Raw genomic sequence first — 14,538 nt, forward strand, 5'->3', positions numbered from 1 at the left:
TTATCAACGATTTTTTGTTTTGCAATCTTATCTCTTCTTGTTTGGAATAAATGATTTGATGCTAGGCTTTCTGCCTTTAATTTCGACGTTCTTAACGTCTTGCACGGAGGCATTAATGACCGCCCCTAAAATCAATATCATACCAATGATGTATAACCAAAGCATTAAAATAACAAAGGTTCCTAATGCTTTATAGGCATCAACACTACGTGCGAAATAATGAAGATAAATGGAGAATCCTTTGGATAGAACAATCATACCGATTGTAACGATTAATGATCCCATCCAAACATAACGCCACTTTGTGTTAACATTTGGCACGAAGTAATACATCAATAGTACCAATAGGAATACCCCAATGACGGTCAAAGGATATCTCAACAGGATAAATAGTCCCACATTCATCTTGGATAATCCCATTAGATAAGCTGAGTAACTAATGATGACCTTTCCAAAACCAAAGAATAATAGGAAAATTCCTAGCGAAATTACCAACAATAGCATCCAGATAAACGAAACGATTCGATTCATCAGATTACTTTCGTTTTTAATTCCATATGACGAATTAACCGCCCGTTGAAACGCTGCTAAGGCCCGACTAGCTGACCAGATGGCAACGATTAAACCAATCGATAACTTATCGGCATTGGCTCCCTTTAAAGCTGAAATAACGATAGGACTAACTGTCTTGAAAACCGTCGAAGGTAATAATGGTTCTAGATAGTCTAAAATTTCGTATTGGTTAACGTGCAACAATTCTAGTAGGTTTCCAACGATGATTGTCGCTGGGAATAGTGATAGCAAAGAATAAAAGGCAATCACGACTGCTGAATCGGATACGTTGGATTCTTTATAATGCTTCTTTACGACTAGGAAGAAATGCTTCCATTTTCTAGCGGTGTCTTTATTAAGCTTCATTATTATCACCACTTAGTTTATTAGAAGCAAACACTTCTTTAATTGCGTCTAAGATTTGCTTAGAAGCAGTTCCATCCCCGTAAGGATTCTTGGCAGTGGCCATATTCTTGTATTCTTCTGTATCGTCTAATAGTTGGTCAATGCTTGCACTAATCTTTTTCGGATCAGTTCCCACAAGTTTTAGTGTTCCTGCATCGACTCCTTCTGGACGCTCGGTAGCTTCTCTTAGTACCAATACTGGTTTACCTAATGAAGGAGCTTCTTCTTGGACTCCACCAGAGTCAGTCATGATGAAATGACTGCGAGCTGCCATGTTATGGAAATCGACAACATCCAATGGTTCGATTAAGTGCACACGGTTCACCCCATCAAACACGCTGTGAGCAACAGATTGAACTGATGGGCTCAAGTGGACTGGATATACGACTTCGATATCCTTTCTTTTTAATACTTCGTTTTTGATTGTTTCAAAGGTACGACGCATTGGTTCACCTTGATTTTCACGACGGTGCATGGTTAATAGAATAATCTTGTGAGTCTTGTCAATATCATCTAACACGCTGTGGTGATAATTTCTATCAACGGTTTGTTTTAACGCATCAATTGCAGTATTCCCTGTAATATAGATACGGTCTTCTTTTAGGTTTTGTTTTAACAGATTTTCTTTGCTTAATTCAGTTGGTGCAAAGTACACATCTGAAAGGATGTCGGTCATTTGACGGTTCATTTCTTCAGGATATGGAGAGTACTTGTCCCAGGTTCTAAGCCCTGCTTCAACATGACCTAGTGGAATTTGGTGATAAAATGCGCTGACTGCAGCAGCAAATGTGGTTGTGGTATCACCATGGACCAAAATCATATCTGGTTTGGCTTCGTTAATAATACTGTCTAGTTTGTTAATGACAGTGGTTGTGATTGAGCTTAAGGTTTGTTGTGCTTTCATTACGTGTAAATTGTAATCAGCTTCAATATGGAAAATATCCATAACTTGATCTAGCATTTCTTTATGTTGGCCAGTCAAAACTGTGATGGGTTGAAACTCCTCTAAATTATTTTTCATTTCTAGAATGATTGGAGCCATCTTAATAGCTTCTGGACGAGTTCCAAAGATGGTCATCACTTTAATCGGTTTTTTCAAGTTTATGCCTCCACAAAAAAGTATATTTATCTAATTATAACAAAATAATGTCGAGGTTGCCGACCATAAATACATCTTAAGAAAAATTTATGCTATCTATGAAAACCTTTTTGAAGTATTATGATAAAATATAAATAATTATGGATTAATGAAGGAGGTTACAATTATGGAAAATATTGGTTTAATTGTACCCTGTTATAATGAAGAACCTTCCATTAAAATCTTTTATGATGAAGTCGAACGCGTCTTCAGCGAAATGCACGCTAACCACGTTGACTACAATCATGAATACTGGTTTATTAATGATGGTTCCTCTGACAACACTTTAGAAGAAATTAAGAAGCTACGCGAAAATGATGAAAATGTTCATTACGTATCATTCTCACGTAACTTTGGTAAGGAATCTGCAATGTCAGCTGGATTAGAAAACGTTGGCGGTGACTATGTCGCCGTTATGGACGTGGACTTACAAGATCCACCTGCATTACTTCCTCAAATGATTAAGTACATAAAAGAAGATGATTACGACGTCGTTGGCTGTGTGCAAAAGAGTAGAAAACAAAACTTTGTGAGAGCTTTCCTATCTTCAAGTTTTTACAAGGTTATCAACAAAATGTCTGACGTTGAAATTAAACAAAACGTCAGAGATTACCGTCTAATGACTCGTCAATACGTTGATAATGTTTTGAAATTAACTGAATACAACCGTTTCACTAAGGGTATCTTTAGTTGGGTCGGTTTTAAAACTAAATACATCGAATACGATGGTGTTGAAAGAGCTGCCGGTGAATCACACTGGTCACTATACCAACTACTTGAATATTCACTGGAAGGAATCGTCGACTTCTCAGATGTCCCACTTAAAGTGGCAACCTGGGTTGGTGGTGTTTCGTTCTTCCTATCATTGATTGGACTAATATTTGTTATTTTAAGAGCTATTTTATTTGGCGGATCCGTATCTGGATGGCCATCACTAGTATCAATCATTCTATTAATCAACGGTGTTCAACTATTCTGTCTAGGAATCGTTGGTAACTACATTGGAAAGATTTACTTAGAAACAAAGCATCGTCCTAAATATATTGTGAAAGAGAAGAAATAATGAAAAATTTGTGGAATAAATACAAACAAGTAATTGCTTACTTGTTTTGGGGTGTATTAACCACTGTTATCGACATTGCTGTTGCATTAGTGCTTTATCACCTACTACCAACCATGGACGTATTCTGGAACACACTAATCGCTTGGGTAGCCAGTGTATTATTTGCTTACTTTACTAATCGTAAATGGGTGTTCGAGTCTAAGGCGAACACTGTTAAAGAATACATTACAGAAATGATTTCTTTCTTCCTTGGCCGTGTGGCTTCATTAATCTTAGAAGAAATCATCCTAATGATTGGTGTTTCAATTATTAGCGAAAATAACTTTGATCTACTAAAAATATTCGCTCAATTAGTTGTAATTATTTTTAACTACTTCTGGTCAAAATTAGTGGTCTTTGTTAATCATAAAGAAAAATAAAAAAAGCGATGAGATAAAAATTTATCTCATCGCTTTTTTCGTATCTATATTTGTTAGTGAATGAATAGACTTAATAGAAGTACCATCAACAATCCAGTAACGGAAATGATAGTTTCCAGTACAGTCCAAATCTTCAATGTTTGTTTTACGTTTAAGTCAAAGTATTCTTTGAACATCCAGAATCCAGCATCGTTAACGTGTGATGCGGCAAGTGAACCGGCACCAATTGCTAGTGCCATTAATACGGGACTTACGCTCATTGAGTGCATTAGTGGAGTTACTAATCCAGCAGCAGTCATACCTGCAACAGTAGCTGAACCTAATGAAACACGTAGAATAACAGCGATTAACCAAGCTAAAATGATTGGTGATAGATTAGCGTGTCCCATTACGTTTTGAACGGCTTTACCAACACCACCATCGATTAATACTTGCTTGAACGCTGATCCACCACCGATAACCATTAGTAGCATTGCAATTGACTTAATGGCTTCAGTGACAGTATTTGTGATATCGTCCATCTTTTTACCACGATGGAAGCCCATTGCCCAGATAGCAAATAATAAAGTAACAATCATAGCAATTACTGGGTTCCCAAACATAGCAACAACGGCACCAATGCCATGTGGATTTTCAACAGCTTTACCACCATTGAATACCATGTCGTAAACAGTTGAGATAGCCATTAAAATAACTGGTAGCAATGAAGTAAATGCGGCAAGTCCAAAGCTTGGAGTGTCTTTTAAATCATACTTCTTCATTTCGCCAAAGGCTGGTAGAGAAGTTTTTACAACGAATGTTTCTGGAGCAACCTTCTTAGCAATCTTTGTGTATAGCGGACCGGCTACAATCACACAAGGAATAGCAACGATAATACCTAATAGAAGTGTTTGACCAATGTTTGCACCTAATGCTGTTGCAACAGCTGTTGGAGCTGGTTGTGGTGGTAAGAAACCTTGAGTAGCTGATAATGCAGCTGCCATTGGAATACCTAGATAAACAAATGGAACTTCAGCTTCAAGTGCTACGGCAAATACAATTGGTGTTAATAGAACCAATCCAACTTCAAAGAATAATGACATTCCAATAATAAATGAAGCAACAACGATTGCAAATTGAAGTTTCTTTTTACCGAATAGATCAATTAGTGTTCTGGCAATTCTGTAAGAACCACCTGCATCAGCAACTAGTCGACCAATCATGGCACCAAATCCAAAAACGATAACCAATTCACCCAAAGAACTTCCGATACCGTTTTTAATGGAAACAGCAATATGTGCAGGGTTCATTCCTAAACCTAAAGCAACAATAACAGATGTAACAATTAATGAAATAAATGTATTTAATTTACATTTAATGATTAGGAACAAAAGCAATAATATCCCTAATACTAAAACAACAAATGGCATATTTTAATACCCCTTCTTTTATTAAAAATATTTTTTATGTTTCTTGAATGAAAGCGCTTTACTTTTCTGTAGAAATAATATAACATACTTTTTAGAAAATGAAAACGATTTCATTACACTTTTTAAAACATAGTCCCTAATAAATATGTTATATTACTTTAGGCATTTTAAAACTTAAGATTTATTTAAGTTTGGATGAAATCTACTCGTTTTCTAACTATGTTAACAACACTTGTGGTAAATTGTTAATTATAGAAATAATATATAATGATAAGGAGGACACGCTTTGAACGCTGTTGCTTTATTAATTGGACTAGGTCCAGTTTTAGGTTGGGGTCTATACCCTACTATTGCTTCATTATTTGGAGGCAAACCTACTAACCAAATTTATGGTTCCACTTTGGGAACACTTATTTTCGCCGCTATTTTTCTTTTAATCTCTGGTAATTCAATTCCGACCGGTATGGATTTTGTATTAGCATTACTTTCCGGTGCTGGTTGGGCCTTTGGTCAAATTATGTCATTTAAGGCATTTGAATTAGTTGGATCTTCAAGAGTAATGCCTATCACCACTGCGTTACAATTAATTGTAACTGCCCTATGGGGTGTATTCGCATTAGGTAACTGGCACTCAGAAACACACCGTATCATTGGTTTCATTGCTTTATTAGTAATTATTATTGGTGCTACTATGACTGCTTGGCAAGAAAACAAAGATACTAAAAGTTCAGCTGACTTAAAGAAAGCAATTGGTCTTTTGGTTATCGGTGTTATTGGTTACTGGGGTTACTCAGCAGCACCACAAGCATCAAGTCACTTAGATGGTATGCATGCGTTCTTCCCTCAAGCTCTTGGAATGTTCTTAGTTGCTGTTGTATACTGCTTGTTCCACGTTAAGAACAACAATGTATTTGCTAGTAAGACTTCCTACCTACAAATCATTTCAGGTTTCTTCTTCGGATTTGCAGCTTTAACTTACCTAATCTCTGCAGAACCTAAAATGAATGGTTTAGCTACTGGTTTCGTGTTATCACAAACATCTGTTGTGTTAGCCACTTTAACTAGTATCTACTTCCTACACCAACACAAGACTAAAAAAGAAATGGTTGTTACAATAATCGGTTTAGTAATCATTATTCTAGCAGCTGCAGTTACTGCATTCTTAAACTAATAAAACCTAAATAAAAATCCCGCTTGGAAATTCCAAGCGGGATTTTTTTATTGTAGTACATATCCGAATCCACGGACCGTTTTAATTTCAACGTCATTTTCGGGTAAGTCTTTAAGCTTATCTCTAACATGACTAACGTGCATATCAACGATACGAGAAGATATAAATGAATCTCCATCGTCTCGATCTTCACGCCAGACACCATTAAAGATTTGTTCACGACTTAATACCTGGTCATGGTGTCTGATTAGATAATAAAAGATGTTAAATTCCTTCGGTGTGAAGTTTAAAACCTCTCCCTTATACTTTACTTGAAAATGCTTCAAACTAATCTCAAAGTCCTTAAAATGCTCTTTACGCTTAGCTTTATCGGTATTCTCTAACATCTCATCATAAATTTTGACACGCTTTAGTGTTCTTAACATGATTCTTTGGGCGTCAACGTAATCACTGAAGTAATCGTTGACCCCTAATTCAAAACAATCTCTTTCTTTTTGATCATCGTATTGGTCATCAAAAGTAACAATAGGGCCTGAGAATGTCTTAGTAACTTGTTCAATCAGCCTTTTGACGTTATTAAAGTCATCAAAGATTGATAAATCGATAATAACCGCAAAGACGTTATCCTTTTTAGCCATGATTTCGATATCTTCATCATCACTAACGCTGTTAACAAAATATTCATCTTGCAACGCCAATTGACTTAAGTCAGCGGCTAATCTTAATTGTTTTGTTACTAGCAACAGACTTTGCATCCCATTTAAACCTCCCTACTTTGGATTGTTTTTTAGTTCTTTGGCAATCAATTCTGGTTCAATCTTACCAGGGTTCAATTCAACAATCTTACCAGTAGCATTATATACAATCCATTCTGATAAATTAACGATATGATCCCCAATTCGTTCTAGGTAACGAACTACCATTAAATAGATAGTTGCTAGTTCAATTTTATCATTATTCTTTTCCATTTCAGAAACGATTAGATTTTTAGCTAAAACAAACTTCTTATCGATTAAGATATCTTCTTGAGCGACAAGTTTAGCAGCTTCTTGATCAGAATGAACATAAGCATCTAATGATGATTCTAGCATTCCCCTAATCTTTAATGCCATTTGGTTAATAGCTTCGTTGACTTCTGGAATACGACTTTCTGTGTTGATACGAAGAGTTTCTCTGGCGATTGATGATGCGTGATCCCCAATTCGTTCCAAGTCAGAACTAGCCTTTAATAACGTGATGATTGAACGGAAGTTAGACGCAACTGGTTGTCTTAATGCAATTAAGTTTAGTGCTTCTTTTTCTAGGTCCACTTCTTCGTCATTAACCTTGCTATCACGATTGACAATTTCGGTAGCTAGTTTTTGGTCGTTTTCAGTGAAGGCCTTGATTGATTGGTAAATTTGATCAGAAACATTAATTCCCATCTTCATGTAGGTCTTTTGTAGTACTTTTAGTTTGTCGTTAAATGTTTGACTCATAATCAGCTCTCCTATCCGAATTCTCCATTTAAGTAGTCACTAGTTTGTTGCTTGTCAGGATTTAAGAACATCTTAGAAGTCTTGTTGTATTCAATTAAATCCCCATTTAGCATGAATGCTGTCTTGTCAGCAATTCTTGATGCTTGTTGCATGTTGTGTGTAACGATGATAATTGTAAAATCTTTCTTTAATTCTAACAGAGTATCTTCAATCTTGGCACTTGAGATTGGGTCTAGCGCACTGGTAGGTTCGTCCATCAAAATAATCTTAGGTTTTACCGCCAACACTCTGGCGATACAAATTCTTTGTTGTTGACCACCTGAAAATGATAATGCGTTCTTGTTTAAATCATCCTTTACTTCATCCCAAACAGCAGCTTGCTTTAGACTCTTTTCAACTACTTCATCTAATACTTTTTTATCTTTAACACCGGCAATTCTTAATCCATATGCCACGTTGTCATACACAGAGAATGGAAATGGGTTTGGTTGTTGGAACACCATTCCGATTTCTTTTCTTAATTCGGTCATGTCGGTAGTTGGTGCATAAATGTCTCGATCACCAATTTTGAAACTACCAGTAACGGTTGTATTATTTCTTAAATCATTCATACGGTTTAAACATCTTAGAAATGTTGATTTACCACAACCAGATGGTCCAATTAAAGCAGTAATTTCGTTTTGTTCAAACTCGATGTCAAAGCCATGTAGTGCTTCTTTTTCACCGTAATACAAATGAACGTTTTCTGTTTTTAAAATAGAAGTCATGTAATTCACCTACCCGAAGTTTCCTGAAATGTAGTCTTCTGTTGCTTGCATCTTTGGTCTAGTAAAGATGTGAGAAGTCTTGTTGAACTCAATTAAGTGGCCTTGGTGGAAGAATGCAGTGTAATCACTCATTCTAGAAGCCTGTTGCATGTTATGAGTAACGATGATGATTGTGTACTTTTCCTTCAAACGATTTAGTGTATCTTCAATCTTTGAAGTTGAGATTGGATCTAGTGCTGATGCTGGTTCATCAAGTAGTAACACGTCTGGTTTCATGGCAATCGCACGTGCGATACATAAACGTTGAGCTTGCCCACCTGATAGTGATAGCGCGCTTTCGTCTAGTTTGTCCTTTACTTCATCCCATAATGCGGCTTCTTTTAGACTGGTTTCAACACGTTGGTCTAATTCCTTTTTGTCCTTAATACCGTGCTTCTTAAGTGCAAATGTGATGTTTTCACGAATTGACTTAGCAAATGGGTTTGGACGTTGGAACACCATTCCGATGTGTTTTCTTAATTCGTAAACGTTAATCTTATCGTCGTTGATGTTAACGTCTCGATACATAATATCGCCGTCGACAGTCGCAACGTTGTCGTTCATTCTGTTGATTGAACGTAAGAAAGTTGACTTACCTGATCCAGAAGCACCAATCATGGCAGTTACTTTAAAACGAGGAAATGATAGTGATACGTCAAAAATTGATTGGTGTTCACCATAAGAAACGTTTACATGGTGAGCTTCAATTGCGTTTTCGACTGCGAAGTCACGTACATATTGTTGATTTAAATTGTAGTTTTTCATGTTAAACCTTCCTTACTTACTAGAAGTCATTTTCTTGTACAAACGGTTTCCAATCCAGTGCGCGAAAATGTTAAATAGTAGAATTACGATAATTAATACGGCTGATGATCCACTAGAGATGGCGTTAGCATCAGGAGTGATTCCTTCTGAGTTAACCTTCCATATGTGAACGGCTAGTGTTTCTGCAGGACGTAGTGGGTTTAAGAAACTAGTGTCTGAGAATATATTCCAGTTAGTGTAATCCACGAATGGAGCACTTTGACCAGCTGTGTAAATCAATGCGGCAGCTTCACCGAATACTCTACCGGCACTTAGGATAATCCCTGTGATGATTCCAGGAACTGCAGCTGGTAGGATGATACCAGTGATTGTCTTCCATTGTGATAAACCAAGTGATAGTCCAGCTTCTCTTTGTAGTGATGAAACTGATTCTAATGATGTTTCAATGTTTCTTGTTAATAGAGGTAAGTTGAAGAATGTAAGTGCAATCGCACCTGATAGAATTGAGAATCCCATTCTCATTTGAACAACGAATAATAGGTAACAGAATAGTCCCACAACAACTGATGGAAGTGAACTTAATACTTCGATAGTGGTCTTAATAATTTCAGTAAACCAGTTCTTAGGAGCGTATTCAGCTAGATAAATTCCGGCACCTAAGGCAATTGGAAATGAAATGATTAATGTAAGAACTAATAGGTAGATTGAGTTAAATAGTTGATCTCTGATTCCCCCACCAGCTAAGAATGATTGTGCTGGGCTGGTTAAGAAGTGCCATGAGATGTGAGGCACACCGGTTACCAAGATGTAACCAATTAAGGCTGCTAGAATTGCAACGACTAGAATTACTAATCCGTAAATCACGCCGGTCGCAATTTTATTAACTACTTTTGGATTCATAATTAGAACTTACCTCTCTTTCCAATTAACTTAACCAAGATGTTAAAGAATAGTGACATTAGAAGTAGAACTAAGGCTAATGACCATAGGGCATTGTTGCCTAGAGTTCCCATGACAGTGTTACCAATTCCGGTAGTTAATTGACTGGTTAATGTTGATGATGGTGTAATCAAGTTCTTAGGCATTAGGATGGCATTACCAATTACCATTTGTACGGCTAATGCTTCACCGAATGCTCTGGCCATTCCGAAGATGATGGCTGTTAAGATACCTGGTGTTGCTGATCTTAGAATAACCTTGTAGATTGTTTGCCAACGAGTGGCACCTAAAGCAAGTGATGCTTCAGATAAGTGCTTTGGTACGGCGTTTAGACTATCAACAGTTAGTGATGTGATGGTTGGAAGAACCATGACGAACAATACTAATGTTGCTGATAGAATCCCGAAACCAGTTCCACCAAATAAAGTTCTAACGATTGGAACAATGATGGTTAATCCAATAAAACCATAAACCACCGAAGGAATCCCAACTAACAATTCAATAACAGTTTGTAGGAACCCACGACTCTTCTTAGGACCAATTACTGTCATGTAAATACCAGCAGCAATTGCAAATGGTGTTGCAAGCAATGCAGATAAGAAAGTAACACTAAATGATGTCACAATCATTGGTAGTGCCCCTACTTCAGGTTTACCGTCTTTTCCGATTGTTGAAGGTGACCAATCTTGTCTACTGATAAAATCCCACAAGTTAACGTGATTATCAGTAAAGGTAGAAATTCCTTTTGAGATGATGAAGTATAAAATTAAAGCCACCAAGACGACGATTGCTGAAATACTAATGAAACTTAAAGTACGACCAAATCTTTCCTGGCGTGTTTCCTTGGATGGCATTAATATTTTCTTATTAATTTCCATGAGTCTTCCTCCAATTAATTGATTACTTTATTGTTAGCATCTTTTTTCACTTTCATATCACTGATACTAATGTAACCTAATTTCTTTACTAAACCTTTTTGTACTTCTGCTGAATTCATGTATGCCAAGAACTTCTTAGTGTCGTCGCTAACCTTCTTAGCTGTGTACATGTGTTCATAGGACCAGATCTTCCAAGCGTTGGTTTCAACATTCTTGTCTGTTGGTTTCACGTTATCAATTGATAGTGATTGAATGGTCTTGTCGACAAACGAGAATGATAGGTAACTGATTGCTCCAGGAGTAGTAGCAATGATTCTTCTAACGGTTCCATTTGAATCTTGTTCTTGTGCCTTTATGGTACTGTGTCCATCCATCACATTCGCTTCAAATGTATTTCTGGTACCACTACCCTTAACACGGTTAATGACTTCGATTGGAATATTTTTACCACCAACTTGTTTCCAGTTAGTAATCTTACCTTCAAAAATCTTTTGCAAATTCTTCATGCTGATGTTTTTAATTCCAACGCCCTTGTTAACAACGGGTGTGATGCCGACTACAGCCACTTGGTGATCGACGATGTCTTTGGATTTAATTCCCTTTTGGTTCTCAGCAAACACATCAGAATTACCGATTGTCACTGCTCGAGATTGCAATTGACTCAAACCTGTTCCGGAACCACCACCTTGAACCGTAATTGATAGATTCTTGTGTTCCTTTTGATAATCGTTTGCTGCCTCTTCTACTAAAGGTTGTAAAGCTGTTGATCCAACCGCTGTAATTTTATCGTTTGACGCCGAGCTAACTCCGCACGCTGTTAATACTGTCCCTGCGAATAAGACTGCCGATGTCATAATCGCTAACTTTTTAATTTTTATCATAATAAAATCATCCTTTTTTAATTTACAAAACTAAGTATAACGATTTAATGTAAATCTAATTTAGATTTTTTGTAAATTTTATGTAAATTTTAGAAATGAGTACAAAAAAAGACCAGTTTCATTAAACTGATCTCTTTCAATTGGTTTATTTTACAATTTTATTATTACTATCTTTGGTTACTTTCATGTCTGAGATACTGATGTAACCTAGCTTATTAACTAAAGCCTTTTGAACCTTACCAGATTCAACGTACTTGATGAACTTAGTAGCGTTCTTGTCAGCCTTCTTTGGTGTGTACATGTGTTCATATGACCAAATCTTCCAAGCGTTAGTTTCAACATTCTTGTCTGTTGGGGCAACATTATCGATTGATAGTGGTTGAAGACTACTGTCAATGAATGAAAATGCTAGGTAACTAATTGCTCCAGGAGTTGATGAAACAATTTTCTTAACTGCACCGTTAGAATCTTGTTCTTGGGTTTGGATAGCTGAAGCTCCATTCAAAACGTTACTTTCAAAAGTAGCTCTGGTTCCACTTCCCTTTACACGATTGATAACATCAATCTTTTGGTTTTTACCCCCGAGTTCTTTCCAGTTGGTAATCTTACCAGTAAAAATCTTTTTTAGATTTTCTAGTGAAATATTCTTAACTCCAACACCCTTGTTAACAACCGGTGCCATACCAACTACAGCAACCTTGTTATCTTTTAACTTGCTAGCGTCAATCCCACTTTGTTTTTCAGCAAAAACGTCAGAATTACCGATAGAAACACTCTTGGATTGAACTTGGCTTAATCCTGTTCCAGATCCACCACCTTGAACAGAAATGTTAACACCTGAATTATCTTTTTGATAATCCTTTGCTGCCTGTTCCACTAATGGTTGTAAAGCAGTTGAACCGACAACTGATACATCCCCGCTAGCCTGTGAAACACTTGTACTACCACAGGCAGCTAATAGTGAACCTGAAACTAAAACAACTGAAGCAATTGATAGAACCTTATTCATTTTAATCATATCAATATCTCCTAACCAATATTTTATGTTACAAGCTTAGTATATCGACGGTTTGTAAATTTAAAGTTATTTTCATGTAAAAGTTATGTAAATATAAAAAAGCACTAACATTTAAAATGTTAGTGCTTTTTATGACCCCACTCGGAATCGAACCGAGATCAGCCGCTTAGGAGGCGGTCGCCCTATCCAGTTGTGCTATGGAGTCATTAAAACGACAATTAATATTGTCGCATTTTAGTAAATTAATGTAAAGCTCTTTAATTATGCTTATTATTGTTTTTACGCCATTTGTTACGCATACCTTTATTCTTGGTGTGTTTATTTTTCTTGACACGTTTTTTTGGTGCTGGGTTGGAAACCACTTGTTTTTTTACCTTCTTAACATGAGGTTTGGTTGATTCATCCTTAGATGGCTTGTCGTTATTGGTTGTTTTTTCAACAACTTCGACAACTTTTTCAGCAGTCTTTGGAACAGACTTTACAATCTTATTCTTGTAGAAGTAACTTGGCTGAAAGTCAAAATCATAATCGGATAACAAATTCTTCAAGTCTCTTAAATCATGGTCATCACCGAAATTAATTACCATGCCGTCTTCACCCATACGACCGGTTCTACCAACACGGTGAACGTAGTCGATGGCTTCATCAGGTAAATCATAATTAACAACCGCTGGTAGCTTAGCAATATCCAATCCACGCGCCGCAACATCAGTAGTTAGTAGTAACTTGATACGCCCTAATCTGAAATCATCCATCGCCTTTTGACGCTTGGTTTGATTCTGATCAGATGTTAGTTTGGCCACACCCTGATAGTGGTTATGAACAAAGAAACTATAGGTCTTATTCAAATCAACGGTTTGATTGAAGAATACCAATGCTTTAAAACCGGCAACGTGTTGTAGACGAGCTAACATCTTATTTCTGTTTTTACGTAAGACATTCATCAGACCGTGTTCAACGTGGCCTTGTGTCTTGTCTTCTGCACGAACATCGACCTTTTGGATGTCACGGTTACCAAACCAACCTGATAGTTGGTCTAAAATTGGTGTTGCTGTGGCTGAGAAGAATTCCAATTGAACATCTGACATCATGGAAGAAACAATGTCTCTAACTGTGGTCAAAGTTTCACCTTGTAATAGGTCGTCAGCTTCATCAATTATAATAGTAGAAAAAAGATGAGTTTTCAGTTTTTTGTCATCGATTAAGTTCTTGATTCTACCTGCTGTACCAACGATTACTTCAGGATGTTTCTTCAAACGTTCCATTTGACGTTTGATATTTGCACCACCGGTTAAAGCCAACACTTTCATTCCACGCAAATTAGCCCAGTTTCTGGCTACCTTTGCGGTTTGAATTGCTAGTTCTTGAGATGGTTCGATAATTAGTAATTGTGAACCACCTTCAGGTTCTAGAATTTCGATACTTGGAATTAAAAATGCAACTGTTTTTCCAGATCCGGTTGGTGATAGTCCTAAGACACTATCGTGGTTCTTGATAATTGGATAGACACGCTCTTGAATCAGCGTCTGTTTATCATATCCAAGCTTGTTAAAATACTTTTGAAATTGTTCTAACATTCTGGGTTCCCCTACTTAATTTCGAATTAATATATGTTC

General features: G+C 36.7%; 15 protein-coding genes and 1 tRNA gene. 3 read left to right on the top strand and 13 right to left on the bottom strand.

The window, feature by feature from the left end:
* Positions 1 to 27: 27 nt before the first annotated feature.
* Both RZ79_RS04750 and wecB read right to left on the bottom strand, forming a co-directional pair.
* Positions 28 to 918: a YihY/virulence factor BrkB family protein gene (locus tag RZ79_RS04750; RefSeq protein WP_034534840.1), complete on the bottom strand. Its 891-nt coding sequence runs from the start codon at positions 916 to 918 to the stop codon at positions 28 to 30.
* Positions 908 to 2,035, bottom strand: a complete 1,128-nt coding sequence (wecB, locus tag RZ79_RS04755) for a non-hydrolyzing UDP-N-acetylglucosamine 2-epimerase (protein ID WP_054450598.1) — start codon at positions 2,033 to 2,035, stop codon at positions 908 to 910. Before wecB ends, RZ79_RS04750 begins: the two co-directional genes overlap by 11 nt.
* 187 nt (positions 2,036 to 2,222) lie before the next feature.
* Between wecB and RZ79_RS04760 the strand changes: the two genes are divergently transcribed.
* A complete protein-coding gene (locus RZ79_RS04760) occupies positions 2,223 to 3,158 on the top strand; it encodes a glycosyltransferase family 2 protein (RefSeq protein ID WP_054450282.1) in 936 nt (311 codons plus the stop codon).
* Entirely contained in the window at positions 3,158 to 3,577 is a 420-nt protein-coding gene (locus tag RZ79_RS04765) for a GtrA family protein (protein ID WP_080997466.1), read from the top strand. Before RZ79_RS04760 ends, RZ79_RS04765 begins: the two co-directional genes overlap by 1 nt.
* A gap of 53 nt (positions 3,578 to 3,630) precedes the next feature.
* On the opposite strand, the gene RZ79_RS04770 is transcribed toward RZ79_RS04765, so the two are convergent.
* Positions 3,631 to 4,986 (bottom strand): gluconate:H+ symporter, encoded by a 1,356-nt coding sequence (locus RZ79_RS04770; protein WP_054450286.1) that lies wholly within the window; start codon positions 4,984 to 4,986, stop codon positions 3,631 to 3,633.
* 286 nt (positions 4,987 to 5,272) lie between these two features.
* Here RZ79_RS04770 and rbsU point away from each other — a divergent pair, with 286 nt between their 5' ends.
* The gene (gene rbsU / locus RZ79_RS04775) at positions 5,273 to 6,157 is read left to right on the top strand and encodes a ribose/proton symporter RbsU (protein ID WP_054450288.1); all 885 of its coding nucleotides are present in this window, start codon (positions 5,273 to 5,275) and stop codon (positions 6,155 to 6,157) included.
* A 47-nt stretch (positions 6,158 to 6,204) separates the two neighbouring features.
* On the opposite strand, the gene RZ79_RS04780 is transcribed toward rbsU, so the two are convergent.
* From RZ79_RS04780 to RZ79_RS04825, 10 genes are all read right to left on the bottom strand, one after another.
* Positions 6,205 to 6,912 (bottom strand): response regulator transcription factor, encoded by a 708-nt coding sequence (locus RZ79_RS04780; protein ID WP_054450290.1) that lies wholly within the window; start codon positions 6,910 to 6,912, stop codon positions 6,205 to 6,207.
* A 15-nt stretch (positions 6,913 to 6,927) separates the two neighbouring features.
* The gene (gene phoU, locus RZ79_RS04785; protein ID WP_054450293.1) at positions 6,928 to 7,635 is read right to left on the bottom strand and encodes a phosphate signaling complex protein PhoU; all 708 of its coding nucleotides are present in this window, start codon (positions 7,633 to 7,635) and stop codon (positions 6,928 to 6,930) included.
* Between the two features lie 11 nt (positions 7,636 to 7,646).
* The gene (gene pstB, locus RZ79_RS04790; protein ID WP_053796016.1) at positions 7,647 to 8,402 is read right to left on the bottom strand and encodes a phosphate ABC transporter ATP-binding protein PstB; all 756 of its coding nucleotides are present in this window, start codon (positions 8,400 to 8,402) and stop codon (positions 7,647 to 7,649) included.
* Between the two features lie 9 nt (positions 8,403 to 8,411).
* Positions 8,412 to 9,206: a phosphate ABC transporter ATP-binding protein PstB gene (gene pstB / locus RZ79_RS04795; protein ID WP_041152893.1), complete on the bottom strand. Its 795-nt coding sequence runs from the start codon at positions 9,204 to 9,206 to the stop codon at positions 8,412 to 8,414.
* A gap of 12 nt (positions 9,207 to 9,218) precedes the next feature.
* Positions 9,219 to 10,106, bottom strand: coding sequence for a phosphate ABC transporter permease PstA (pstA, locus tag RZ79_RS04800; protein ID WP_041152894.1), 888 nt, complete (start codon positions 10,104 to 10,106; stop codon positions 9,219 to 9,221).
* A 2-nt stretch (positions 10,107 to 10,108) separates the two neighbouring features.
* On the bottom strand, positions 10,109 to 11,023 hold the full coding sequence (pstC, locus tag RZ79_RS04805) for a phosphate ABC transporter permease subunit PstC (protein WP_034531582.1): 915 nt from the start codon (positions 11,021 to 11,023) through the stop codon (positions 10,109 to 10,111).
* A gap of 14 nt (positions 11,024 to 11,037) precedes the next feature.
* On the bottom strand, positions 11,038 to 11,895 hold the full coding sequence (locus RZ79_RS04810; protein WP_054450600.1) for a phosphate ABC transporter substrate-binding protein PstS family protein: 858 nt from the start codon (positions 11,893 to 11,895) through the stop codon (positions 11,038 to 11,040).
* A 154-nt stretch (positions 11,896 to 12,049) separates the two neighbouring features.
* Positions 12,050 to 12,919, bottom strand: coding sequence for a phosphate ABC transporter substrate-binding protein PstS family protein (locus RZ79_RS04815; protein WP_420313692.1), 870 nt, complete (start codon positions 12,917 to 12,919; stop codon positions 12,050 to 12,052).
* A 135-nt stretch (positions 12,920 to 13,054) separates the two neighbouring features.
* Positions 13,055 to 13,127, bottom strand: a tRNA-Arg gene (locus tag RZ79_RS04820).
* 52 nt (positions 13,128 to 13,179) lie between these two features.
* Positions 13,180 to 14,499: a DEAD/DEAH box helicase gene (locus RZ79_RS04825; protein WP_054450295.1), complete on the bottom strand. Its 1,320-nt coding sequence runs from the start codon at positions 14,497 to 14,499 to the stop codon at positions 13,180 to 13,182.
* Positions 14,500 to 14,538: the final 39 nt, after the last annotated feature.

The sequence above is a fragment of the Apilactobacillus kunkeei DSM 12361 = ATCC 700308 genome (genome assembly GCF_001281265.1).
Lineage (GTDB): Bacteria > Bacillota > Bacilli > Lactobacillales > Lactobacillaceae > Apilactobacillus > Apilactobacillus kunkeei.

What these genes read in the sequence shown, in the direction of transcription:
- RZ79_RS04750 (WP_034534840.1), bottom strand. Translation starts at nt 918, where the DNA reads ATGAAGCTTAATAAAGACACCGCTAGAAAATGGAAGCATTTCTTCCTA.
- wecB (WP_054450598.1), bottom strand. Translation starts at nt 2,035, where the DNA reads ATGACCATCTTTGGAACTCGTCCAGAAGCTATTAAGATGGCTCCAATC.
- RZ79_RS04760 (WP_054450282.1), top strand. Translation starts at nt 2,223, where the DNA reads ATGGAAAATATTGGTTTAATTGTACCCTGTTATAATGAAGAACCTTCC.
- RZ79_RS04765 (WP_080997466.1), top strand. Translation starts at nt 3,158, where the DNA reads ATGAAAAATTTGTGGAATAAATACAAACAAGTAATTGCTTACTTGTTT.
- RZ79_RS04770 (WP_054450286.1), bottom strand. Translation starts at nt 4,986, where the DNA reads ATGCCATTTGTTGTTTTAGTATTAGGGATATTATTGCTTTTGTTCCTA.
- RZ79_RS04780 (WP_054450290.1), bottom strand. Translation starts at nt 6,912, where the DNA reads ATGCAAAGTCTGTTGCTAGTAACAAAACAATTAAGATTAGCCGCTGAC.
- phoU (WP_054450293.1), bottom strand. Translation starts at nt 7,635, where the DNA reads ATGAGTCAAACATTTAACGACAAACTAAAAGTACTACAAAAGACCTAC.
- pstB (WP_053796016.1), bottom strand. Translation starts at nt 8,402, where the DNA reads ATGACTTCTATTTTAAAAACAGAAAACGTTCATTTGTATTACGGTGAA.
- pstB (WP_041152893.1), bottom strand. Translation starts at nt 9,206, where the DNA reads ATGAAAAACTACAATTTAAATCAACAATATGTACGTGACTTCGCAGTC.
- pstA (WP_041152894.1), bottom strand. Translation starts at nt 10,106, where the DNA reads ATGAATCCAAAAGTAGTTAATAAAATTGCGACCGGCGTGATTTACGGA.
- pstC (WP_034531582.1), bottom strand. Translation starts at nt 11,023, where the DNA reads ATGGAAATTAATAAGAAAATATTAATGCCATCCAAGGAAACACGCCAG.
- RZ79_RS04825 (WP_054450295.1), bottom strand. Translation starts at nt 14,499, where the DNA reads ATGTTAGAACAATTTCAAAAGTATTTTAACAAGCTTGGATATGATAAA.